Origin of the sequence: Acidovorax sp. (assembly GCF_046339755.1) — a bacterium.
Taxonomy (GTDB): domain Bacteria; phylum Pseudomonadota; class Gammaproteobacteria; order Burkholderiales; family Burkholderiaceae_C; genus Acidovorax.
On sequence record NZ_JBKDTZ010000411.1, the window covers coordinates 13289 to 35626 of the forward strand.

Here is a 22338-nt window from a genome sequence, read left to right on the forward strand (position 1 = left end):
CGTGCCGGTTACACCGGATACAAGGAAGCTGCCTACAATCTAAGCGCACAGCCGAATCCGGCGTGTAGGCAATCACCCCGCGTGCAGGGGGTGCTACACGATTGTGTGATTTTTTTCACCACAGAGCCTGAAACATGTCCAGCGACACGAAAACGCCCCAGGCACCTGAAATCGCCGATGTCCTGAACCAGAACGCCGAGGCGGCCGAACAGATCAAGGCCACAGCCAGCGAACTGAACGTGGTCCACGCGGTGCTGTCCACCCAGATTCCTCCCGAGGCGCTGGAAGGCGACCTGCAGGCCGCCGTGGAGCGCACGGACGAGCTGGAGCAGCAGCTCAGCGAGACGGCGCAAGCGCTCGAAAAGTCCAACGACCTGCTGCGCGAGATCGGGGCCCGGCAAGGGGAAGCCACGGCAGCCCCCAAGAAGTAGGTAGCGGGAGCGGTCCGCTGCAGGGCGCTGGGTCCGGCGGTGGCATCGTCCTACAGCGGCGCAGCCGGCGCCTGCGCACACTGGGCTTTTGTGCATCGGAGGCACCATGGCCACACACCCATCCCAGCCCGGGGGCAAGCCCAGGCCAGACCCTGAGCGCCCCTCCCCCGCGTTCACCGAGACCGATGCAGTGGCAGGCAAGCGCAAACCCGCGGATGCGGCGCCCGAGCGCGGCGACACCGCCCCTTCCGCACCGGCCCCCAATTCGCCGCAATCGGGCGTGGACCCGGAGACACCGGCCAGCATCAACGCGCCATGACAGGGCGCCACATCCAGGCCGGGCACCAGCGGCTGGTGATCACAGGGGCGTCAGCGCCTCCGGCAGGCACGACTCATCGTGCCCCACCAGGCGGATCCACATGCCGGTCTTGCGGATGATGATGTAGTCGACGGTGACGACGCGGCCTTTGTAGAGAAATTTGGAGCCGGGTTTGTACAGGACCATGGAGCAGGGAAAGGGCAAGTTGCAGGCAGGATGCAGCTGCAAGAATCAGACCTCCGATGGTGCCCCCGCACGCAGCATCGGGTTGTGACAGGCGCGAAAAACCCACTGCTCCGATGGGCTGCTACTTGACGTGCGGCAGCGCGCACTCTCCCCGGCGGTGCCCCCCAAGGCGCGAAGCGCCCCAGGGAGTGTGTCACTTCAGTGTTCGCCAAGGGCCATGCCCTGCCCGGGCGCATGCGCGCGCGGTGCCGATGGCGATGCCGACGTCGCAGACATGGACTCCGTGGCCACCACGGGCAGGCGGCTCAGCAGGCTGGCCTTGATCTCCGGACCGGCCATCTTGAAAGCTACTACGGCCGCCACCACCAGCACCGCAACGGTGGCGGCCAGGCCGAACACGCGCGAATCACCCGCGCCGTCTGCGCCCTGCAGCATGCCGTAGTGGCCCGATGTATTGCTCATGGTTTTCATGGGTTTGCTCCTGGCTGTGTTTATGCAGTGAAGTTAACGGCCAGCGGGCGCCCGGGCTGTCGGACAAAAACCATTCCTGGGTGTGGAAAAACCCGCAGCCCCCACGGACCCGTCCAAGCTCTCAATGGCATGAAAAAAGCCGCCTGTAACGGCGGCTTGATGGGTTCTGTTGGGCGTAGACGGAGCTGCTTACATGCGGTTCCAGGGCCACTCACCGCATTTGGATTGTGACACCGTCACATTCGCCAGCCGGCGCATGGAGGTGTCGTCGTAGATGTAGCTCAGGCGCACACCGGCCTGCAGGTCGGGCGCCACGTGCGCATCGCGGCACAGCGTCCCCAGAAGCTCGCGCTCCACCACGGCCTCGAAGTCCGGCCGCACGCCCGCGGGGCTGACCAGGAACTTCACCGTCACATGCCGGCCCGCATGCGTGGCCGAGGTGGACAGGATGCGCTCGTCGCGCCGTTCGCGGGCGTCGGAGTTGTACTCCTCGGCCAGGCGCCTGGCCCGCGCCTCGGCGCTCATCCGCGGAGTGCGCTCCCCCGGCACACGGGCCATGAGAAAGTTCTCGTCGCACACGCGCAGCGCGATCTGGATGCCCGTGGGTGTGGGCTTGTTGGTGGCGCTGTCGACGCAGCGGTCGTACTGCGCCCGGGCCCGCGGGCCCAGTTCATCGCGCGAACGCAGCGGATAGTCCTGCGCCAGGGCGGCCGTGGACGACAACAGCGCGGCGCCCAGTGCAAGGCCGCGCAGCAAAGGCTCAAAAGTCATGGTGATCTTCGGGATGGCCCCGCCCGTTGTGATGGATAGATCTGGGGTGGAGAGTATGCCCCCAGGCCCTGGCTGCGGGCAAGGCAGCTTGCGCCCGGTTGCAGGCACACATCAGGCAAGGGCCTGAACGCGCCAGGGTTCCGGCGCCCGCTGCCGCACCACGCGAAAGAAAGCAGCCGATGGGCCGGCCCGCTCAGCCTGCGGCCAGCGACACCACGGCCACCAGCAGCATCACGGCCGCTGCGGCCAGCCACATCACGCGCGGGCTGTACTGGCCGAATTCCAGATCCCCGTCGTCCGCAATGCCGGCATCGGCAAAAGACATCTGGCGTTGGAAGGACTTGGTGTTCGGCATGCTCGTGTGCTCCGGTGTGAATGTGTACAAGTAGATGTGTACAAAGGTAGCTGGGCAATCCAGCCGTCCGTGTCAGACAAGTGCCCATCCTCGCAGCAGATCGGGCCCACCGCATTTTTGAAACCGGCCGGAACGTGACATACCGCACGCAAGGCCCTGCCGCAGGCCATCCGCGCACTATCTGGAGCCGCCTGGAACAGGGCCCTAGCCGAACTGCTTGCCGCTGTGCTGGCAGACCCAGCCGCGCGCATGGGCCAGTGCCTCGTCCTCGGTGTCGAAAGCCACGTCAGGCGACACGTTGAGCACCTCGCCGCCCGACAGTTCCACGGACACCACGGCCCATTGATCGTTGCGCTGCAGGGTCACCCAGCAGCTGTCGGAGTCACTGCAGCGCAGGCGGTGCTCCGTGGTCACCATGGCCATCGGCATGTCCTCGTGTTCAGGCAGGCACCGCCCACGGGTGCCTGCGCTCGTTGGAGCACTGTAAGGCACCCGGCCCGGGCCGTCCGTCAGCCAATGCCGACAATTGCAGCGCGTCGCGGCACAGCAAGCCTCGGGGTTGCGAGGGTCGCCCAGCATGCCGCCGAGCACCGGCCCGGCGATGAGCCCCGCGCCGAACATGGCGTTGAACAGCCCGAAGCGCCGCGCCCGCTGGTCCAGCAAGCTGGGCGCACAGGCCAGCAGCAGGTAGCTGGCGCAGGCCCCGGCCATCGACAGCAGCAGCACGGGCCGGCGCCCGAGCCGGTCGCTCAGCACACCGAGCACGGGCGCGCACACCAGCTGCAGGGCCGCATAGAGCGCGGCCATCACGCCGATGACCGGGGCCACATGGGAGGTATGGATGACCTGCTGCACCAACGCTGGCAGGATGGGAAACACGAGGCCGATGCGCATGGCATCGAGCGCGACGCACAGATAGATGGCGGCGAGGGGGCGGTTGCGGGAGATTCATGGCGATCAGGCGTTCCGGTGGGTGCGGGCACGGTGAGGCGCTCGCAACAACAAGGTCCGACGGATGTCGGGGGAAACGCTGGCCGGATCACCCTCTGCGGGGGCCGATGGCGTGTGCGCGGACGATTGCAGGGGGAAGTCTCCACCCGGGACTGCAAACGGCCGTTTTTCGCGGTGTCTGTGCGGATTGTCACCCGGTTGCCGCCGACGAGCGGGCCAGCGCCTCACGCACGGCACGCACCTGGGGCGCGCGGGCAGGCGCGGCCGCCGGGCCGTGTCACCCACCAGAAGCCCAGTGCGCCCACACTCACCGCGGCCCCCAGCCGGCACACACCCTGCCAGCCCGCATGGGCATAGGTCACCGTGGTCGCCACCGCCCCCAGGCCGCTGCCCACTGCATAGAACAGCATGTACAGCCCCACCAGGCGGCCATGCGCCTCGGGGCGCGAACGCAGCACCAGGCTCTGGTTGGTGACGTGCAGGGCCTGGCCGCCCAGGTCCAGCAGCACAATGCCCAGCAGCAGGGCCCACAGCGACTGGTGCAGCAGCGACAGCGGCCACCACGCCAGCAGCAGCAGTGCCAATGCGGCGACGCTGGTACGCTGGCCATGCCCCTGGTCGGCCCAGCGCCCGGCGCGGGCCGCAGCCAGCGCCCCCACGGCGCCCACCAGGCCGAAGGCGCCGATGGCCGTGTGCGAGTACGCAAAAGGCGGGGCGCTGAGCGGCAGCACCAGCGCGCTCCAGAAGATGTTGAAGGCCGCGAACATCAGCAGCGCCAGCATTCCGCGCACCTGCAGCACCCGGTCCTCGCGCAGCAGCCCCCACATCGACATCAGCAGTTGCCGGTAGCCCAGGCCCGCCGATGGGCCGGGCGGCAGCACCGGCAACCGGCGCCACAGCGGCCATGCCAGCGCCAGCATGAGCAGCGCGGCGCAGAGGTACACACCGCGCCAGCCGGCCACATCGCTCACGCCGCCCGCAAAGACACGGGCCAGCAGCAGGCCCGCGAACACGCCGGATTGCGCAGCCCCCACCACCCGGCCCTGCTCATGGGGCGCCGCCGCGCTGGCGGCATAGGCAATCAGCCCCTGGGTCATGGCGGTGCCGCACAGGCCCACGCCCAGCATGCCGGCCAGCAGCACCGGCGTGGACCGCGCCGCGCCCACGGTGGCCAGCGCCGCCACCAGCGCCAGCAGTTGCACCGCCATCAGGCGCCGTCGCTCCACCCGGTCGCCCAGCGGCACCAGCAGCAGCAAGGCCAGCGCACAGCCGATCTGCGTGGCCAGCACCACGCCGCCAATGGCCGCATGGCCGATGCCGAACTCCGCAGCCAGCGTATCCAGCAAAGGCTGCGCGTAGTAGACGTTGGCCACGGCGAGGCCGCTGGCCAGGGCGAACAGGCCCACCAGGGAGCTCGGCATGGCGGGTCGGGGCAAGGCAGAGGAAGAACAAGGCATGGCAAAACCAATCCAGTTGCAAAACAAAACCAGATGGATGGTAGCCAATCAGGTTTTAAAATGCAACCACACTCGCAATTCCCGCAACGCCCAGGAACCACGCATGCCACGCCATGAGCCCGCACCCGCAGCAGCTACCGCCGAACCCTGCCCCGTGGCCCGCAGCCTGAACGCCATCGGCGACCGCTGGTCGCTGCTGATCGTGCGCGACGCCTTCGACGGCCTGCGCCGCTTTGGCGACTTCCAGCGCAACCTGGGCGTGGCGCGCAACATCCTGGCCGACCGCCTGCGCCGGCTGGTGGATGCCGGCATCCTGCAGACCCAGCCCGCGTCGGACGGCAGCGCCTACCAGGAGTACGTGCTGACCCCGCGCGGCGAAACACTGTTCCCTGTGGTGCTGGCCTTGCGGCAATGGGGCGAGCAGCACCTGTTCGGGCGCGGCGAGCGGCACTCGGTGCTGCTGGAGAAGGGCACCGGCAAGCCCGTGCCCTTCATGGCGCCGCGGGCGCGCGATGGCTCGGTGCTGGCGCCGGACGCGACCGAGGTGAAGAAGGTGGCCTAGTGTCCTGAGTTGGAAGCTAGGCGCAAAGCACAGCCATGCCGGCTGGCATGGCGCGCATTTGCAACGACGCATGGCGGCGATTGTCGGGAGATTTGTTCAACGAATTTCCAACTCGGGACACTAGGGTTGGACTTCGTCAGACAGCCGCGTCCTCCAGCGCCTGGACCAAAAACTCCGCCGTAGCCCGCACCCTGGCCGTGCGCTGCAGGTCGGGGTGCATCACCAGCCAGACCTCGTGGTCGTTCGCGCGGCGGCGCTGCGGCCAGATGCGCAGCAGGCCCTCACGCTCGCCCAGGTGCACCGGCATCTCGCCCAGGCCGATGCCGGCCGCCACCGCCTTGCGCACCAGCAGGCCCGAGTTGACGGCCATGGCAATGCGGGCCTGGCGCGCCGGCACCTCCACCGCCGTGGGGTAGGGCCGCTGCGCCAGAGTGGGGCCGTAGGCCACCAGGTGGTGACCGCGCAGTTCGTCGTCGGGCACGGGCGTGCCAAAGCGCTCCAGATACGCCGCGCTGGCGAACAGGCCCACGGGCCACGACACGACGCGGCGCACCACCAGGTCGGGCGATTCGGGGCGCACGTTGCGAAACGCGATGTCGGCCTGGCGGCGGCTGAGGTTCAGCACCTGGGCAGAGACCTCCAGGTCCACGCGGATGCCTGGCCAGCGCTGCTGCAGGCGATCGATGGCGGGCAGCAGGAAGTCGATGGCGATGGAATCGGAACAGGTCACGCGCACCAGTCCCGCATGGCTCTCGTCCTGCCCCTCGATGCGGGTGCGCAGGTCCAGCGCCGCCGCCTCCATGCGCCGCGCGGCGCCCAGCGCCGCCTCGCCCGCAGCGGTGAGCTGGTAGCCGCCCTTGGCGCGCAGGAACAGCGTGGTGCCCAACTCGGCCTCCAGTGCCTGCAGGCGCCGGCCCACTGTGGCCTGGTCCACGCCCAGGCTGCGGGCGGCGGCACGCAGTGAAGGGCTGCGGGTCAAGGCCAGAAAGATGCGCGTGTCGTCCCAGTTCATGCGATGCAATTTTGCATCACTGCAGCTCAAAAACGCTGCATTTCACATGCACAAATCCGCCCTAAGCTGTGGGCCATCACTGAACCTGACAAGAAAGCCCCAACATGCAAGCCATTGTTTTTGATGAATTCGGCGGCCCCGAGGTGCTCGTGGCCCGCGAGATCCCCCGCCCCGAGGTGCGCCCCCATGACCTGCTGGTGCACAACGCCGCCATCGGCGTGAACCGCGCCGACCTCTCGCACCGCAAGGGCGCCTATGGGCGGGCCTACTTCGGCGACTCGGACCTGATGGGCCTGGAGATCGCCGGCACCGTGGCCGAGGTGGGGCCCGAGGTGCAGGGCTTTGCCGTGGGCGACCGCGTGATGGGCATCGTGGGTGGCGGCGCCTACGCGGAGTATTCGCGCATTGACCACCGCATGGCCATGCGCGTGCCAGACAACCTCTCGCTCACCGAGGCCGGCGCCATCGCCGAGGTGTTCGTCACCGCGCACGAGGCCCTGTTCCACCTGGCGCGGCTGCAGCCTGGCGAATCAGTGCTCATCCACGCGGCCGCAGGCGGCGGGGGCTCGGCCGCGGTGCAACTGGCCCACGCCGCCGGGGCGCGCGTATTCACCACCGCCAGCGCCGACAAGCGCGACGCGGTGCTCGGCTTCGGGGCCGACGTGTTCATCGACTACCGCAGCCAGGACTTCCAGGCCGTGGTCGCGGAGCACACGGGCGGCAAGGGCGTGGACGTAGTGATCGACTTCATTGGCGGCCCCTACCTGGAACGCAACGTGCGCTCGCTCGCCGTGGGCGGGCGCATGACGGTGGTGGGCCTGCTCGGCGGCGCCGGCGAAGCCGCGCAACTGCCCATCGATGTGCTGCTGTACCGCCACCTGCAGATCTACGGCACGGTGATGAAATCGCGCCCGCCCGAAGTCAAGCAGGCCATGACGCAGCGCTTTGCCCAACGCTGGCTGGGCGCGCTGGCCGACGGCACGCTGCGCCCGGTGATCGACAGCACCTACCCGCTGGCGGATGCGGCCGGCGCGCACCGGCGCATGGAGACGGGGTTGAGCGTGGGGAAGATTCTGCTGCGGCCAGATTCACACCGCCCATGACAGCCCATCCCACCCCAGGCGCCTACCGCATCACCAAGCCGCCATCGACGAACAGCACCTGCCCGGTCATGAACCCGCTCCAGTCCGAGGCCAGGAACAGCACGGGCCCGGCAATGTCTTCGGGCCGTGCTATGCGAAGCAGCGGCGTGGCGGCCATCAGCGATTCGCGAAACGACTCCTTTGTCGATTCGCTGGCCTGCGTGGGGTAGACGAGCCCGGGGGCCACGCAGTTCCCGCGGATGCCCAAGGGCCCCAGCTCGGTGGCCAGGTTGCGGCTGAAGGCCACCAGCGAGGCCTTGGCCGTGGTGTAGTCGTGGTAGGCCACCACCGGGTGCTCCACCAGGTTGCTCACGATGTTCACGATGGCGCCCTGCGCGCGTTGGCGCATCTGCGGCAGCACCGCGCGGCAGACGTTGAAGGCACCACCCACCGCACCGTCGAACTGCGCCTGGTAGTCGCTCCACTGCAGGTCGTCGAACAGCGTGCGGTGGCGCGGATCGAAGGCGTAGGGTTTGAAGGCGTTGTTCACCACGATGTCGATGGGGCCGAGCTCGCGCGCCACGGCATCGACCATGGCCTGTACCGCAGGGGCAGAGCCCACATCGGCCTTGGCGGCCCAGGCATCGCCGCCAGCGGCCTGGCAGGCCGCCACCGTGGCGGCAGCAGCCGCATCGTTGGAGAGGTGGTTGATGGCCACCGTCGCACCCTCCCGCGCAAACGCCTTGGCGATTGCCGCGCCGATGCCCCGGCTGGCCCCGGTGACCAGCACCACCTTGCCCTGGAACTTCATGGCCGGGCTCCTCTTATGCCGCTGGCAGCAGGCTGGTGTCGACCACGTCGGCCACCTTGATCTGGCGCTGCACCAGGCCCAGCGCGCGGTAGGCGTCGGCTCCCTTTTGCAGGGAGTCGAGGTTGAAGGCGCCCAGCCTGGCGCCTGCAGCGGAGGGCATCGACGATGCATTGCGCAGGCGGATCACCTCCAGGTTGATGTCGCGCTGCGTGCCGTCGATGGCGTGCTTGACGGCCAGGGTCGCGGCCTCCTCGGGGTTGGCGATCATCCAGGCGGCGCTGTCGCGGTAGCCCTTGAGGAAGGCCTTGAAGAGTTCCTTGCGTTGCGGGTAGGTTTCCTGCTTCACCACGAACAGGTCGCTCGACACGTTGAGGTAGTCGCGCACCTGCATCACATTGACCTCGCCCAGGCCTTTGCGCTGCCCCACCACGAGGCCGGTGTCGGTGGCGGCGGTCGCATCGACCTGCCCCTGCACCAGCGGCGCGAAGTTGAGCAGGCCGGTGACGACGATGGTCACGTCCGACTCCTTGAGCCCCGCCTGGTGCAGCATCACCAACAGGTTCTGGCGCGTGCCGCTGGCCAGGCTGTACACGCCGATCTTCTTGCCCTTCAAGTCCGCCGGCTTGTGGATGTTGGCGGACTTGAGCGAGACCACGTTGAACACGTTCTGCGGGTAGATGTCGTAGATGGCAGTGAGCTTCTCGCCCTTGTCCAGCGCCGTGAAGAAGGAGCCGGGGTCGGTGAACGCCACGTCGGCCTGGTCTGCGAGCAGGTTGCGGATGGCATCGCCCCCGCCCGCGCCGGGCACATAGCCCAGCTCCACGCCCTGGGCCTTGAAGAAGCCCTTGTCCGGCTCGGCGAGCAGGTTGGTGATTTCGCTGATCGGCTTGCTCCAGCCGCCGACGGTGATCTTGCCCTTGGACTGTGCAGACGCCAAGCCGGCAAAGGGCATGGCCGCGAGGCCAGCGGAGGCGCCGAGCACGGTGCGGCGGGAGAGGGGCATGGATTGTGTGAAGCGGTTCATGGATTTCAAGGGTTGCCGGTATAAGGGGTCAGCAGCCAGCGCTCCAGCAGCAGCGTGGCCTGGTAGAGCACGAGCCCGATCAGGGCGATGAGGAAGAGCGCGGCGAACATCAGGGCGGTGTCCATCATTCCCTGCGAGGCGATGACCACCGCACCCAGCCCGTGGCTGGCGCCGATGAATTCACCGACCACGGCGCCGACCAAGGCCAGCACCACGGCCATGCGCAGGCCTGCCAGGATGAACGGCAGCGCCACCGGCAGCTTGAGCCGCAGCAGCGTCTGCCCGCGCGTGGCGCCCAGCATGCGAAACAGCTGCAGGCGCGACGGGTCCACATGCTTGAGTCCGGTCAGCGTGTTCTCCATCAGCGGAAAGAAACAGATCAGCGCCGTGATCAGCGCCGTGGGTACGATGCCAAAGCCGAACCACAGCACGAACAGCGGCGCCAGCGCGAGCTTGGGCACCACCTGGCTCACCACCACGTAGGGCCTGAGCACGCGTTCGAGCAACACCGATTCGGCCAGCGCCACCCCCATCAGCAGGCCGGCCGCACCGCCGCCCACCAGCCCCAGCAGCAGCGCGGACAGCGTGGCCCGCACGTGCGGCCAGAAGTAGCCGGTGGCCACGCCGTTCCACAGCGCAGCGGCCACGGCCGAAGGTGCGGGCAGCACCAGGGCCGACAGCCCCGAGCGGCGCACGGTGAACTCCCATGCCGCCAGCAGCACGAGCAGCAGCGCAGCGGCCATGAGCCGGGCCTGCAAGGCTGTCGTCGGCTTCATGCGGCGACCCCGTCCATGCTTGTGCGCACGCACCCGCACAGGCGGTTGAACGGCAGCTCATCGCGCATGGCCTGGGTGCGCGGACCCGGCAGGTCGACACGGATGTCGTCGACGATGCGGCCGGCATGCATCACGGCGATGCGGTCGCCCAGGTACACCGCCTCGTGGAGGTCGTGCGTGACGAACAGCACCGTGGTGCCGCGCTGGCGGCAGGTGCGCAGCAGGTCGTCCTGCAGCTCGGCGCGGGTGATGGCGTCGAGCGCGGCAAAGGGCTCGTCGAGCAGCAGCAGCGCGGGCTCCAGCACCAGCGCGCGAGCCAGCGCCACGCGGCTTTGCTGCCCGCCGGAGAGTTGGCGCGGGTAGTGCTGCGCATGCGCGGCCAGGCCCAGCTGGTCCAGCAGCGCCCTCGCCCGCTCCACATCGCCCGCAGCCGGGCGGCGCTGCAGCGACACGGGCAGCAGCACGTTGTCGATGGCGCGTTTCCAGTCGAGCAGGGTCGGCGCCTGGAACATGAAACCCAGTTGCGGCCCGGGCGCCCGCAGCGCCTGCCCCTGCAGCAGCACGCGGCCCGACTGTGGCCGCAGCAGGCCGGCGGCCAGTTGCAGCAGCGTGGTCTTGCCACAGCCGCTGCGGCCCACCAGGCAATGGAACTCGCCCGCCTGCATGCGCCAGTCGATGCCATCCACCACGGGCGGGCGGCCCGGGTAGGTAAAGACCAGCTGCTCCATCGAAAGAAAACTCATGGCCGGCCTTCAGTCTGCATAGGGCGCAAAGGGCTCGGCAGCCAGCTCGGCGGACTGCTCGATCTCGGTCATGCGCACCAGGTCGAGCAGGTTGAAGCGGCCATCGTGGTGCCAGCCCGCCTCGGGCGCGCTCATGGCACCGATGGCACTGATGCGGGTGACGCCCACCGAGCCCAGCAGCCCGGCCAGGCGGTACAGCTCGGCCGGCGCAGCGGCGATGCCGGCGGTCTGCAAAAACCGGCTGTGCGGCGCCACCAGGGGCACCACATCGTCCAGCGCATCCACGGCCACGACCTGGATGGTGCGCTGCGTGGCGGTGGGCGCCAGGGGCTGCGGTGTGTCGTTGTAGGCCACGCTCCACGCGGCCGAGGGCGCGCCGATCAGTTGGTCCGCCGCTTCCTGACCGGAGGGAGAAGACAGCGCCTTCCACTCCACGGCCTGCTGCCATCTGGCGACGGCTGCGGAATCCTCCACGGACAGCGGCCGGCGCGGAAAGCGCCGGTGCAGGTTGGCCAGCTCGCCCGCCAGGTGGTCGGCAAAGGCGCGCGGCGACACCACCCCGCCGCGCTGCACATAGAACACATGCGGCGAGTAACAGCCCTGCTGGTCGTAGCGCATCACATCCCATGCAGCCAGCCGCGCCAGGGTGGGTGCCTTGTGCGCATCCAGCGCCGATGCGCTGACCACGCCAAAGCCCAGTTTGTGCCCGTGGGGCAAAAAGCGCGTGGTGACTGGCAAGCGCCGCCGGATGGCGTCCAGCGCCTCATTGCCGCCATAGGCCAGCACCGTGTCGGCCTGGGCGTAGAGGGCCGAGGCGCCACCCGATGCACCGTCCTCTCCCGCACCGCGCCACCAAACGACCGCAAAGCAATCGGCAATGGGCGGGTGCACCTCGGCCAGCAGGCGCGCGAACCAGCCCGCGAACAGCGGCTCGGCACTGGGCAGCTTGCCGATGTTGCCGGCCTTGACCAGCAGGCCGCAGACCATGCTCCACAGCGCCAGCGCGGGCACGTTGCCGGCCCAGTTGTGCACCAGCAGGTCGGGGCCGAAGGCGCGCACCGCGCCACCCTTGGGCGTGGGCTGAAAGCCGTCGAGCAGCTTGGGGTTGGCAAAATCCTCGGCCACGAAGCGGTGCAGTTGCGCCGCACGAAAGGTCTTGAAAAAGCCCGTGAGCCCCAGCCGCACCATCTCGCGGTCATAGCCGCTGACCAAGGGCAGGTACGCCTCTGCCTGCTGGCGGTAGGGGTCGCTGCGGTCCAGCAGGCGGGCGATGGCCTGGTCGATCACGGCAATGATGTCCGACACGGCCATGGTCTTGAGGTGCAGGGCGCTGGCCCCCCGCACACGCGCCGCCAGCGCATCCATCTGCGCAGCCGACAGCACGGGCACCGCGACTTCCAGCGACTCGCTGCCCTGCGCAAAGGGCAGCACCTGCCAGTCGACCTCCGCAGCAGGGAGCCCCGGCAGATAGCCTGCCTGGATGCGATGGGGCTTGCTCGTCATGCCGCCGTGGCCCGCACGAACTCCTCGACCGCGAGCGAGCAGCCCTTGGCCTCCACCCCCTCGGCACGGCCCAGCAGCAGGAAACCGCCCTCGGCGGGCAGGCCCACGTCTTCCGTCAGGATGGTGGTGACCGAGTTGAAATTGGCCAGATCGCAGTGCACCAGGATGCCGCGCTCCCCCGCAGGCACCGTGCGGCCCGTGACCGGATCGACCAGGCGCGAACGGATCCAGTGCGGCCCCGACTTGACCGATGGCACGGCGGCATTGCCATCGTCGTAGAACTGCGTGCTCAGCTCCGTCATGCCATACATGTTGATGCAGTCCGTGCGCGCCACGCCCAGCGCCTGCGACAGCTCGCTGTAGAAGGCATCGAGCGGCAGCTCGCGCGACTGGCCCTTGTAGCCGCCCGTGTCCAGGATGCGGCTGCCCGGCGGCAGGCGAAAGCTTCGGCCCTGCGCGCGCAGCGCGTCGATCACATGCACGAAGCTGAAGCTCGCGCCCAGCAGCGCATAGGGCTCGCCGCTGCGCTCCGCCGCCTCCAAGGCCGCCCAGAGCCCGTCGAGGTCCATGCCCTGCGGCGTGACGAAGGTCTGGCTGGCGGCCGTTCCAAAAGCCGATTTGGCCAGATCCAGGTAGTGCGCCAGCGAGGAGTTGGGCATGGCCACCTCGTCGGGGAACAGAATGCCCATGGGCATGCGCTCTGCGCTGCCGCGCATGAAGCGCCGCGCGAAATTGCGCGCCATCGACAGGTCGTACACGTCGAGCAGCGGGTGGAAATGCTGCCCGCGCGTGCTGCCGCCGCGCGTGGTGCCGCTGGTCATGAAGATGCGGTCGGTGGCGGCCGGCGGCTCGCAGCGCAGCGGCAGGGCCTTGAAGGCGTCGATGGGCACGGCGGGAATGTCGCTCCAGGTCTTCACATGGCGTGCCGTGATGCCCCGCAGCCGGCAGAAACTCTGGAACGGTGCATTGGCCGCGAACTGGTGCGCGAACAGGCGCAGCGCCATCTGATCGAACTGCGCGTCCGTGCAGCCGTCCATGGCGATGAATTCGAGCAGGTCCGCCACCAGCGGGGTAGCCTTGTCCATGAGCGAGCATCCTTGGGTTGTTCTTTGACAGGATGCTCCGAGGCCACCTGCTCCATGGCACGGGGCCGCGCATGCAAAGCGGCGCGCCCGTGCAAGGGGGTGACAGCTCTTCTTCCGCCGGAATTACCCGGTTCAAGTTCTCGGGTGTGGATCTCAGCACTTGCGTGCACCCCGGAGCGTTGCAGCGATTTTACCCTGCCATCGGAAACCGGGTGCCGGTACCAGGCGGGCGTATGCTGGCACGCCAAGCAAATCTTTTTTCTGAACTTGTCGATTCCCGGCCGCCCGCTTCGTCGTGAAGGAAGCAGCATCCGCTGCTGCACCACCCCACCAACAACCCAAAGGACCGCAGCATGAAGTACCTTGGCCTTGCCTACTTCACCCCCGAAAAATTCGCCGCCATGGCGCCCGCCGACGTGCAGGCCCTCGTGGGCCAGTGCCCCGCCCTGGACGAGAAGATGCGCGCCACCGGCAAGGTTCTGGTGTCGGCCTCGCTGGGCGACGCCGAAAACTGGGTCACCCTGCGTCCGCACGGCGGCAAGCCGCAGATCAGCGACGGCCCCTACACCGAGTCCAAGGAAATGGTGGGCGGCCTGTTCATCATCGAGGCAGACAGCCGTGAGGAGGCCGTGCGCCTGGCATCGATGCACCCCGCGGCCCAGTTGGGCGAGGCGGGGGGATGGGCGGTGGAACTGATCCCCATGGATTTCTACCTGGGGTGAGACGGGCCGGGCATCTGCCAGCGAACCTGCCAGCGAATCTGTGTCGCCAGCCTCAGGCCGCCACCAGCCTGATCAACGTGATCTCCGACGGTGCCCCCAGCCGCATCGGCGGCCCCCAGTAGCCGGTGCCGCGGCTCACGTAGACCCACATCGCCTGCAGCCGATGCAGGCCGGCGACGAACGGGTTCTGCAAGGGCACGAACAGGTTCCACGGCCAGAACTGCCCGCCGTGCGTGTGGCCCGACAGTTGCAGCGAGAAGCCCGCCTCTGCCGCCGCCGGCGCACTGCGCGGCTGGTGCGCCAGCAGCACGCGCGTGCGGGCTTCGGGCGGCGCACCGGCCAGCGCACGCTGCGGATCGCTGGCATGGCTGGCGTCGAAGTGCCCGGCCGTGAAATCGGTTACCCCGCCCAGCACCAAGGCATCGCCATCGCCCTGCCCCGCCGCCGGCCGCAGCACCGCATGCTCGTTGAGCAGCACGCGCAGGCCCAGGCGGCGCAGCTCGGCAATCCACGGCCCTGCGCCGGCGTAGTACTCGTGGTTGCCCGTCACCACAAAGCTGCCGTGGCGCGCCTGCAGATCGGCCAGCGGCGCAATGTGCTCGCGCAGCTCGGGCACGCTGCCGTCCACCAGGTCGCCCGTGATGGCGATGGCATCGGCCTTGAGTTCATTCACGCGGCTGACGATGCGCGCGATGTAGCCGCGCCGGATGGTGGGGCCCACATGCAGGTCGCTCAACTGAACGATGGTGAAGCCCTGCAGCGCCGCAGGCAGCCCGGCCAGGGGCACATCCACGCGCCGCACGCGCGCGGTGCGCCGCGCGTTCCAGAAGCCGAGCAGCGATGCCAGCGTGGACAGCACCACCACGGCTGCGGCACTGTTGGCGCGTACTGCATCACCCTCCTGCATCCAGCCGCCGGCCCATGCCACGGCCAACCCCAGGTCGCGCAGCAGCGTCAGCACAAGGAGCGACGAGAACCAGCCCATGGCCAGCAAGCCCAGCCAGGTCCACAGCGGGCTGGCCGCGCTGCGACGGCCTGAGCGGTGCTGGAACGGCCTGGGCAATGCGATGGCAGAGACGAGCAACAGCGTTGCAAGCACGGGCCCGGCACCTGGCCATGGGGAAAGTGGCAGCACCAGGCGCAGGCCGATGTACAGGTGCAGGAAGGTGGTCAGGATGGTCAGCGGGCGCAGCGGCATGGAGGCAGGAGTGGCGCGGCGGTGCCGCAGACATCCGCAGATGCGGCCATGCACCGGAATATCCAGCCCCGTGGATACGGATGTGCCTTTTTCTCCCACCAATGCCTGGAGGGCGAGGACCGCTGGCGAACTTTGGGCACGGAATTGGCCGGCACCAAGGATTCGGCAGGTCTCAGCGCGAGCAGAACCAAGGTCCGCGCCATCGAACGGCTCCGTTCAGGTTCCGGCTTCGCAAAATCAGGGGACAGCAGGTGCACCCACCCAGATGGGGAAGGCGCGCGCGTTCAGGCCTGAGCGCTGGGTAGCCGGTGCTACATTGCGCGCCAGGAGGAGAATCACCATGCGTTGGAAAACCATCGCCATAGCCTGCTTGGGCCTTGCAGCCCTGTCCGTGAACGCCCAGGTGCACCGCTGCAAGGATGTCGCCGGCAAGACTTCTGACCGGACAGATGATCGAGCGCCAGCGCTCGCAAGGCGAGATCATGCAGGAACGGCAGTTGGCGGCCGAGGCCAATGACCGCAAGTACGAGCGCCGATCGGCCGAGCAGGGACTGCAGCCGCCAGCCTTGCACGCACAACAGGCCGCCGCGCCCGCCACCTCTCAGGTGCACCCGTACCAGTGCCGCAAAGCCAGGGAGGAAATGGATTTGGCCGCCAGCCTGCGGACTTTGACACCTGCTCAAAAGCACATGCGCATGAATGAAGAACGGGTGAAGGTTGCAGCCGCGTGCGGCGCAATGTAACGCACAGCCGGAATTCGGACGGCCCACAGGACTGCCCCGCTCTTGTCAAAGCCCTCGGATGAGGGCTTTGCCGTTTCCGGGGCCGGATGGACTTTGCAGGGCCAGTGGTTGCATTCCAGCCAGTCCGTATTGAAGCACCTTGCTGCGCTGCGCGTTGCAGTCCCTAACCCCCTCGATCGATTCGAAGGGCAAGAATGACCGAGGTGTTTGTCCTGGTCACTCCCTCGATCTCCCCGATCTGGTCCAGCAGCACGTCCAGCCGCGCCGTGTTGTCTGCCCGGAGCGTGGCCATGTAGTCGAACTCGCCGCTGACCGATGCGAGCTGCAGCAGCTCGGGAAACTTCGTCAGCTCCCGGATGACTTCCCTGCCGGCCTTGGGCTGCACCACGATCCCCACAAAGGCCTGCACGCCCCGCGCCACGGCTTCGCCGCCAAGGCGTACGGAGTAGCCGCCGATCAGGCCGTTTGCCTCAAGCCTTGCAATACGTGCCACGACCGTCGTTCTCGCTACGCCGAGCTTGCGTGCCAGGTTGGCAGTGCTTTCACGCGCGTTGGCCTGCAGCAGCGCGATGAGCTCCCGGTCGAATTTGTCGCGCAGCAGTGTTTCGGGAAGGTTTGTCGGGGCGTTCACGGTAACGGTGCAAGTCAAAAAAGGGATGCGATGACGATTCGACATTATCACGATCCATTTCGACGAAAAACAATGGCATTTCGTCGAACTCATGCTTTTTTTCGTCAGCGGGTTTCGGAACACTCGGGTGCATCGCCTCATACCGAGCACCGTCCTGAAAGGAAACCCGCATGAAAGTAGCCCTCCTCGGCGCAGGCCACATCGGCCAGACCATTGCCCAACTGCTGCACACCAGTGGCGACTTTGAATTGACGGTCTTCGACCGCGACCAGGCGGCATTGGGTCGACTTGCCGACAAGGGCATCCGAACCACCTGCATCGACACATCCAGTCCGGTTGAACTCACGAATGCCCTGGACGGACACACTGCCGTGGTCAATGCGCTCCCATACCACCTTGCCAATTCTGCGGCCCAGGCGGCCTTGCGTGCCCGTTGCCACTACTTCGACCTGACGGAGGACGTGGCGGCCACCAAGGAAATCAAGCGCCTTGCACAGGACGCTGAAACCGCGTTCATGCCCCAGTGCGGCCTGGCCCCGGGCTTCATCGGGATCGTGGCACACCACCTTGCCAGCGGCTTCGAGGCCCTGCACGACGTGAAGATGCGCGTGGGCGCCCTGCCGGCGTTTCCCACGAATGCTCTCAAATACAACCTGACGTGGAGCGTGGATGGCCTCATCAACGAGTACTGCCATCCGTGCGAGGCGATACACGACGGCCGGGTGATCTCGGCCCTGCCGCTGGAGGGCCTGGAGCACTTTTCGCTTGACGGGGTGGAGTACGAAGCCTTCAACACGTCGGGTGGCCTGGGCACCCTGTGCGAGACGTGGGACGGAAAGCTGCGCAATCTCGACTACAAGACGGTGCGCTACCCAGGGCATCGCGCGTTGATGCAATTTCTGCTGGACGAACTGCAACTCAAGAGCGACCAGGACACGCTCAAGACCGTCCTTCGGCGCAGCATGCCCGCCACCATGCAGGACGTGGTGCTGGTTTTCGTCACCGTCTCAGGCACCAGGAACGGCTCGCTCGTGCAGGAGGTGTTCGCGCGCAAGATCTTTGCCGAGCGCGATGGCGCATACCCGTTATCCGCCATCCAGATCACCACCGCCGCGGGGATCTGTGCGGCCCTGGACCTGTTTCGGGAACACAAGCTGCCCCAGCGCGGGTTCATTCGCCAGGAGCAGGTGGCTCTCCCGGACTTCCTGGCCAACCGCTTCGGCCGGGCCTACCAGCAGTACCGCCAGGTGGAATCGATCGGCTGAGCGTTAGCCGGGATACGCAGGCTGCGCCTGCGTCGGCAGACTTACAACTCAGACAATGATCCGTAAGACTGTATCCAATTCATCCCTATGGTGCTCAGGGGCGCATGAGTTTCGCGAGCGTGCCCAGCGTGCTGCTGACGTGCTCGCGGACCACGGCCTCGATCAGTTCGGGCCGTTTGCGGCGCAGCGCGTCGATGATGAACCCGTGCTCCTCGCGGCTGGGCCGGGGCTTGTACGTCGACTGCAGCCATAGCCGCATATGGGGCTCGATGCACACGTGCAGCGCCGCAATCTGCGCCACCAGCCGCGGGCGGGCGCTCAGGCCGCACAAGTACAGGTGGAAGTCGCGGTGCTCGGTGACCCACGCCGAAAGGTCTTCGGCGCAGCGGTCCATGGCGTCCAGCCGCCGCTCGAGTTCATCGATGTCCGCAGGGCCGATGCGATGCAGAGCGGCTGTTGCCGCCAAGCCTTCCAGCACGGCACGCATTTCGAAGACCTCGACCGCCTCTTCATGGCTCAGGCCGCGCACCACCGCACCCCGGTTGGGGCGAATGGTCAGCAATTCTTGCGTTGCAAGGCGCCGGAACGCCTCGCGCACCGGCATGCGGCTCATGCCCAGTTGCGACGCAATCTCCTCGGGCACGATGCGGTCGCCCGCCTTGAGTTGCCCCATGCGGATTCCGTCCAGGAGGAAGCGATAGGCTTCTTCCTCGGCAGTGGCAGGGCTGGAAAAGGGCGTAAGCATGCTGGCCATTCACCTTAAATTGGATACACGAATATACTTTGAGGCATGCAAGCCTTTGACTGGTCGTTCCCCTACCCCTCGCAAAAGATGCCACTGCTCGCGGCCAATGCCGTGAGCGCCAGCCAGCCCCTGGCGGCACAGGCAGGCCTGAGCATGCTGTACCAGGGGGGTAACGCCATCGACAGCGCGCTGGCTTGCGCCATTGCGCTCACGGTGGTTGAACCCGTCATGAACGGCATAGGCGGCGACATGTTCGTGCTGGTCTGGCATGAAGGCAGGTTGCATGGTTTGAACTCCAGCGGGGGCGCACCCTCGCTCTGGACACCGCAGTATTTTGATAGGCATGAAAAGATGCCCGAGATGGGCTGGGATTCGGTGACTGTACCGGGCCAGGTTGCGGGGTGGAAGGCGCTGTCGGATCGCTTTGGCAAACTGCCCTTTGCGCGCCTGTTCGAACCGGCCATTCGGTATGCACAGGAAGGCTTCATGGTGTCGCCGCAAATTGCGCGGCAGTGGGCCAACCAGGTTCCCCGGTACATCGAGCAACCGGGCTTTCGCGATGCGTTCACCCTGGACGGGCGTGCCCCGCGCGCAGGCGAGCTCTGGCGCTTTCCGGCACAGGCCAGGACGCTCGAGCAGATTGCCGAGAGCGGCGGCGAGAGTTTCTACCGGGGAGAATTGGCCGAGAAAATCGAGGCATTCGCCAGGCAATGCGGCGGTGCGCTGCGCGCCACCGATCTCGCGGCGCACCGGGCCGAGTGGGTCGAGCCCATCGCGCAGTCGTTCCGCGGCTACACCTTGCACGAGATTCCGCCGAACGGCCAAGGGCTTGCCGCATTGATTGCCCTGGGAATCCTGGACCACTTCGACCTGGCCAGCATGGGTGTGGACAGTGCCGACTACTACCACGTTGGCCTGGAGGCGATGAAACTGGCCTTCGCCGACCTCAAGAAGTATGGTGCGGACACCCCTGCCATGTCGCCCGTCTCTGCGGCGCACCTGCTCGACGCTGCATACCTGGCGGAGCGCGCCAAGCTCATCCACATGAAGCGCGCGGCCGATCCCGGCCCGGGCATGCCCAAGACCGGTGGAACCGTCTATCTTGCGTCGGCGGATGCGGCCGGCACCATGGTCTCCTACATCCAGTCGAACTACCATGGCTTCGGCTCCGGCGTGGTCGTTCCAGGCACCGGCATCAGCCTGCACAACCGCGGCGAAGACTTCAGCCTGGTGCCGGGCCACCCGAACATCGTCGCCCCAGGCAAGCGCCCACTGCACACCATCATCCCGGGGTTCATCACGCGCGATGGCTCGCCTGTGATGGCGATGGGCGTCATGGGTGGCTCGATGCAGGCGCAAGGGCATGTGCAGATGGTGACGCGGCTTGCCAGCTTCGGACAGAACCCCCAGGCCATGAGCGATGCTCCGCGGTTTCGCGTGGAGCCAGGCCCAACGGTCACGCTGGAATCGCATGTCCCTGGCGATGTGCCGGACGCCCTGCGCGCCCGCGGACACCAGGTCAGCGTCGCGCAGCGCCACAGCCTGGACTTCGGTTCAGCCCAGTTGATCTACAAGGCCGAGCATGGGTACATCGCGGCATCCGACTCGCGCCGGGACGGACAGGCCGTTGGCTTTTAGCCTGAGCGGCCAAGGCGCATCACCCCTGCACTCCCTTCCCCTTCCACTGCAACAGAGAAAAAGCCAGGAGACACCCACAATGAAGCGACGAATCTTTTCCGCAGCAGCCGCAGCCTCGGCACTCTCACTTGGTTTGCCAGCATTGGCGCAAGACAAAACACTGAAGCTCATTGTGGGGTTCGCGCCCGGCGGCTCATCCGACCAATTGACACGAATCCTGGCCGACAAACTGCGTTCCTCGCTGGGCCAAAACGTCGTCGTGGAGAACAAGCCGGGCGCCTCGGGAAGGGTGTCCATGGCGGAGCTCAAGCGCCTGCCGCCGGATGGGCAAACCCTGGTCATGGCCACCAGCGGCACGCTGGTCGTGGCTCCCTGGCTGTATCCCAATCTGCCGTACGATGCGGTGAAGGACTTCCCGCCCATCGCGCGCGCCGCGCGCTTCGACTGCGCGCTCACCCTCGGCCCCGCAGGCCCGCGACGCGATATCAAGCCTGTGCTGGCCGGGATGAAGGCCAATCCTGACAAAGCGAACTTCGCCACCTCGGGAGCCGGCACACTGGGCCACTTCACGGGCGTGCTGCTTTCGCAGACCGCCGGCGTCCCTCTCACGCACATACCGTACAAAGGCGGCGCACCTGCGGCGCAAGACCTGGTGGCCGGGCTGCTCCCCATGATGGTGGACACGGCCTCCGAAACCCTGGAGCACCACAAGGCCGGCAGGGTAAAGATTGTCGCGGTGACGGGACAAGAGCGCTCCAGCGCCTTGCCCGACGTGCCCACCTTGCAGGAGGCGGGCGTCAACATGACGGCCGATGGGTACTTCGGCCTGTACGGTCCTGCAGGGATGCAGCCGGCCGTCGTGCAGCGCATCGAACGGGCCGTGGCCGAGGCGCTTCGCTCCCAGGATGCGCGGGACAGGATTTCCGCGCTCGGGCTGGTGCCCGACTACCTGGACTCAGCCGGGCTCAAGAAGCTCCAGGCAGAGCAGCTCAAGCGCTGGGAACAACCCGTGAAGGCCTCTGGTTTCAAGCCGGACTGACCCGCTGCCGCCCAGAGCACCACCCAAACAAAAAAAGGCCCCTCGGGGCCATTCTTGTTTGCATACTTTGATCCGCATGGAGAAACAAAAATGCCCACTTGCGAGTGGGCATTTCTTGCTGCAAGCCCTGGTCAAGCTTGCAATTTTGGTAGGCGCGATTGGACTCGAACCAACGACCCCCACCATGTCAAGGTGGTGCTCTAACCAGCTGAGCTACGCGCCTGTGTTGTTCTGTTCGAGACCACGATTATATACACAAAAATCGGGGCGCCCGGCAAAGTTGCCACAAAAGATCCAAAAGAGTGAGCCCACCCGCTGCCGTGCCATCAGGCCTCGATGGCGCAGTTGGCACGCTTGAGGGCTGCATCGATCCATGCGGTGTCCTGCGTGCCGCCCGCGATCTCGGCCACCATCACGGCTTCGATCCTTTGCTTCTCGTGCGCGGCGGCCAGCAGCTGTTCGGCCTGGTCATAGGGCACGCACAGCAGACCATCATCGTCGCCGATGACCAGGTCGCCAGGCTCGATGACCATGCCGTCGATGGCGATGGGCACGTTGATCTCACCGGGGCCGTCCTTGTAGGGGCCGCGGTGGGTGACGCCGGCGGCGAACACAGGGAAGCTGTCCTTGCGGATCACGGCACTGTCGCGGATGGCGCCGTTGATGACGATGCCGCCAAAGCCCTTGAGCTTGGCCTCGCCCACCATGATCTCGCCGATGAGCGCGTTGGTGAGGTCGCCGCCCGCGTCCACCCCGATCACGTCGCCGGGCTGCGCGAGCTTCAGCGCCTTGTGGATGAGCAGGTTGTCGCCGGGGCG

General features: G+C 67.1%; 26 protein-coding genes, 1 tRNA gene and 1 riboswitch. Of the genes, 9 read left to right on the forward strand and 18 right to left on the reverse strand.

Features of this window, described 5'->3' with window-relative positions; genetic code table 11:
• The first annotated feature begins 134 nt into the window (after positions 1-134).
• Together ACK59X_RS35250 and ACK59X_RS35255 are read left to right on the forward strand one after the other, a co-directional pair.
• Positions 135-431 (forward strand): hypothetical protein, encoded by a 297-nt coding sequence (locus ACK59X_RS35250; protein WP_409964243.1) that lies wholly within the window; start codon positions 135-137, stop codon positions 429-431.
• A 106-nt stretch (positions 432-537) separates the two neighbouring features.
• Complete coding sequence (locus tag ACK59X_RS35255; RefSeq protein WP_409964244.1) at positions 538-750, forward strand: hypothetical protein; 213 nt, start codon at positions 538-540, stop codon at positions 748-750.
• A gap of 39 nt (positions 751-789) precedes the next feature.
• Here ACK59X_RS35255 and ACK59X_RS35260 read toward each other — a convergent pair whose 3' ends face one another.
• From ACK59X_RS35260 to ACK59X_RS35285, 6 genes are all read right to left on the reverse strand, one after another.
• Positions 790-936, reverse strand: a complete 147-nt coding sequence (locus tag ACK59X_RS35260; RefSeq protein WP_409964245.1) for a hypothetical protein — start codon at positions 934-936, stop codon at positions 790-792.
• Positions 937-1134: 198 nt separating this feature from the next.
• Positions 1135-1407: a hypothetical protein gene (locus ACK59X_RS35265; protein ID WP_409964246.1), complete on the reverse strand. Its 273-nt coding sequence runs from the start codon at positions 1405-1407 to the stop codon at positions 1135-1137.
• 189 nt (positions 1408-1596) lie between these two features.
• Positions 1597-2178 (reverse strand): hypothetical protein, encoded by a 582-nt coding sequence (locus ACK59X_RS35270; RefSeq protein WP_409964247.1) that lies wholly within the window; start codon positions 2176-2178, stop codon positions 1597-1599.
• Positions 2179-2371: 193 nt separating this feature from the next.
• Positions 2372-2533, reverse strand: coding sequence for a hypothetical protein (locus ACK59X_RS35275; RefSeq protein ID WP_409964248.1), 162 nt, complete (start codon positions 2531-2533; stop codon positions 2372-2374).
• 204 nt (positions 2534-2737) lie between these two features.
• On the reverse strand, positions 2738-3481 hold the full coding sequence (locus ACK59X_RS35280; RefSeq protein WP_409964267.1) for an MFS transporter: 744 nt from the start codon (positions 3479-3481) through the stop codon (positions 2738-2740).
• A 227-nt stretch (positions 3482-3708) separates the two neighbouring features.
• Positions 3709-4905 (reverse strand): MFS transporter, encoded by a 1197-nt coding sequence (locus tag ACK59X_RS35285; protein WP_409964249.1) that lies wholly within the window; start codon positions 4903-4905, stop codon positions 3709-3711.
• Positions 4906-5044: 139 nt separating this feature from the next.
• On the opposite strand from ACK59X_RS35285, the gene ACK59X_RS35290 reads away from it, so the two are divergent.
• The gene (locus ACK59X_RS35290; protein WP_409964250.1) at positions 5045-5503 is read left to right on the forward strand and encodes a winged helix-turn-helix transcriptional regulator; all 459 of its coding nucleotides are present in this window, start codon (positions 5045-5047) and stop codon (positions 5501-5503) included.
• A 136-nt stretch (positions 5504-5639) separates the two neighbouring features.
• Here the strand turns inward: ACK59X_RS35290 and ACK59X_RS35295 are convergent, their stop codons facing one another.
• The gene (locus ACK59X_RS35295) at positions 5640-6515 is read right to left on the reverse strand and encodes a LysR family transcriptional regulator (RefSeq protein WP_409964251.1); all 876 of its coding nucleotides are present in this window, start codon (positions 6513-6515) and stop codon (positions 5640-5642) included.
• A 104-nt stretch (positions 6516-6619) separates the two neighbouring features.
• Between ACK59X_RS35295 and ACK59X_RS35300 the strand changes: the two genes are divergently transcribed.
• A complete protein-coding gene (locus ACK59X_RS35300) occupies positions 6620-7618 on the forward strand; it encodes an NAD(P)H-quinone oxidoreductase (protein WP_409964252.1) in 999 nt (332 codons plus the stop codon).
• 22 nt (positions 7619-7640) lie between these two features.
• Here the strand turns inward: ACK59X_RS35300 and ACK59X_RS35305 are convergent, their stop codons facing one another.
• The 6 genes from ACK59X_RS35305 to ACK59X_RS35330 are packed head-to-tail and all read right to left on the reverse strand — an operon-like array spanning position 7641 to position 13539.
• Positions 7641-8408, reverse strand: coding sequence for an SDR family oxidoreductase (locus ACK59X_RS35305; protein WP_409964253.1), 768 nt, complete (start codon positions 8406-8408; stop codon positions 7641-7643).
• 13 nt (positions 8409-8421) lie between these two features.
• Positions 8422-9432: an ABC transporter substrate-binding protein gene (locus ACK59X_RS35310; RefSeq protein ID WP_409964254.1), complete on the reverse strand. Its 1011-nt coding sequence runs from the start codon at positions 9430-9432 to the stop codon at positions 8422-8424.
• Positions 9433-9437: 5 nt separating this feature from the next.
• Positions 9438-10208, reverse strand: coding sequence for an ABC transporter permease (locus tag ACK59X_RS35315; RefSeq protein ID WP_409964255.1), 771 nt, complete (start codon positions 10206-10208; stop codon positions 9438-9440).
• Positions 10205-10951: an ABC transporter ATP-binding protein gene (locus tag ACK59X_RS35320; RefSeq protein ID WP_409964256.1), complete on the reverse strand. Its 747-nt coding sequence runs from the start codon at positions 10949-10951 to the stop codon at positions 10205-10207. Before ACK59X_RS35320 ends, ACK59X_RS35315 begins: the two co-directional genes overlap by 4 nt.
• Positions 10952-10960: 9 nt before the next feature.
• Positions 10961-12454, reverse strand: coding sequence for an acyl-CoA reductase (locus tag ACK59X_RS35325; protein WP_409964257.1), 1494 nt, complete (start codon positions 12452-12454; stop codon positions 10961-10963).
• A complete protein-coding gene (locus tag ACK59X_RS35330) occupies positions 12451-13539 on the reverse strand; it encodes a long-chain fatty acid--CoA ligase (RefSeq protein WP_409964258.1) in 1089 nt (362 codons plus the stop codon). The genes ACK59X_RS35325 and ACK59X_RS35330 overlap by 4 nt, the downstream gene beginning before the upstream one ends.
• A gap of 92 nt (positions 13540-13631) precedes the next feature.
• A riboswitch (TPP riboswitch) is annotated at positions 13632-13723 on the reverse strand.
• Positions 13724-13892: 169 nt separating this feature from the next.
• On the opposite strand from ACK59X_RS35330, the gene ACK59X_RS35335 reads away from it, so the two are divergent.
• Positions 13893-14261, forward strand: a complete 369-nt coding sequence (locus ACK59X_RS35335) for a YciI family protein (RefSeq protein ID WP_409964259.1) — start codon at positions 13893-13895, stop codon at positions 14259-14261.
• 52 nt (positions 14262-14313) lie between these two features.
• Here the strand turns inward: ACK59X_RS35335 and ACK59X_RS35340 are convergent, their stop codons facing one another.
• Entirely contained in the window at positions 14314-15459 is a 1146-nt protein-coding gene (locus ACK59X_RS35340) for a metallophosphoesterase (RefSeq protein WP_409964260.1), read from the reverse strand.
• 449 nt (positions 15460-15908) lie between these two features.
• Between ACK59X_RS35340 and ACK59X_RS35345 the strand changes: the two genes are divergently transcribed.
• A complete protein-coding gene (locus ACK59X_RS35345; RefSeq protein WP_409964261.1) occupies positions 15909-16202 on the forward strand; it encodes a hypothetical protein in 294 nt (97 codons plus the stop codon).
• A 163-nt stretch (positions 16203-16365) separates the two neighbouring features.
• Here ACK59X_RS35345 and ACK59X_RS35350 read toward each other — a convergent pair whose 3' ends face one another.
• Positions 16366-16878, reverse strand: a complete 513-nt coding sequence (locus ACK59X_RS35350) for an Lrp/AsnC family transcriptional regulator (protein ID WP_409964268.1) — start codon at positions 16876-16878, stop codon at positions 16366-16368.
• A gap of 125 nt (positions 16879-17003) precedes the next feature.
• Between ACK59X_RS35350 and ACK59X_RS35355 the strand changes: the two genes are divergently transcribed.
• The gene (locus ACK59X_RS35355) at positions 17004-18098 is read left to right on the forward strand and encodes a saccharopine dehydrogenase C-terminal domain-containing protein (protein WP_409964262.1); all 1095 of its coding nucleotides are present in this window, start codon (positions 17004-17006) and stop codon (positions 18096-18098) included.
• Positions 18099-18192: 94 nt separating this feature from the next.
• Here ACK59X_RS35355 and ACK59X_RS35360 read toward each other — a convergent pair whose 3' ends face one another.
• Entirely contained in the window at positions 18193-18852 is a 660-nt protein-coding gene (locus tag ACK59X_RS35360) for a GntR family transcriptional regulator (RefSeq protein WP_409964263.1), read from the reverse strand.
• A gap of 36 nt (positions 18853-18888) precedes the next feature.
• Here ACK59X_RS35360 and ACK59X_RS35365 point away from each other — a divergent pair, with 36 nt between their 5' ends.
• Together ACK59X_RS35365 and ACK59X_RS35370 are read left to right on the forward strand one after the other, a co-directional pair.
• Entirely contained in the window at positions 18889-20481 is a 1593-nt protein-coding gene (locus tag ACK59X_RS35365; protein WP_409964264.1) for a gamma-glutamyltransferase family protein, read from the forward strand.
• Complete coding sequence (locus tag ACK59X_RS35370; RefSeq protein WP_409964265.1) at positions 20471-21520, forward strand: Bug family tripartite tricarboxylate transporter substrate binding protein; 1050 nt, start codon at positions 20471-20473, stop codon at positions 21518-21520. The genes ACK59X_RS35365 and ACK59X_RS35370 overlap by 11 nt, the downstream gene beginning before the upstream one ends.
• A 146-nt stretch (positions 21521-21666) precedes the next feature.
• On the opposite strand, the gene ACK59X_RS35375 is transcribed toward ACK59X_RS35370, so the two are convergent.
• Both ACK59X_RS35375 and ACK59X_RS35380 read right to left on the reverse strand, forming a co-directional pair.
• Positions 21667-21743 (reverse strand) — tRNA-Val (locus ACK59X_RS35375).
• A gap of 103 nt (positions 21744-21846) precedes the next feature.
• Positions 21847-22338, reverse strand: a 492-nt coding sequence (locus tag ACK59X_RS35380) for an RraA family protein (RefSeq protein ID WP_409964266.1), incomplete at its 5' end; no start/stop codon positions are given.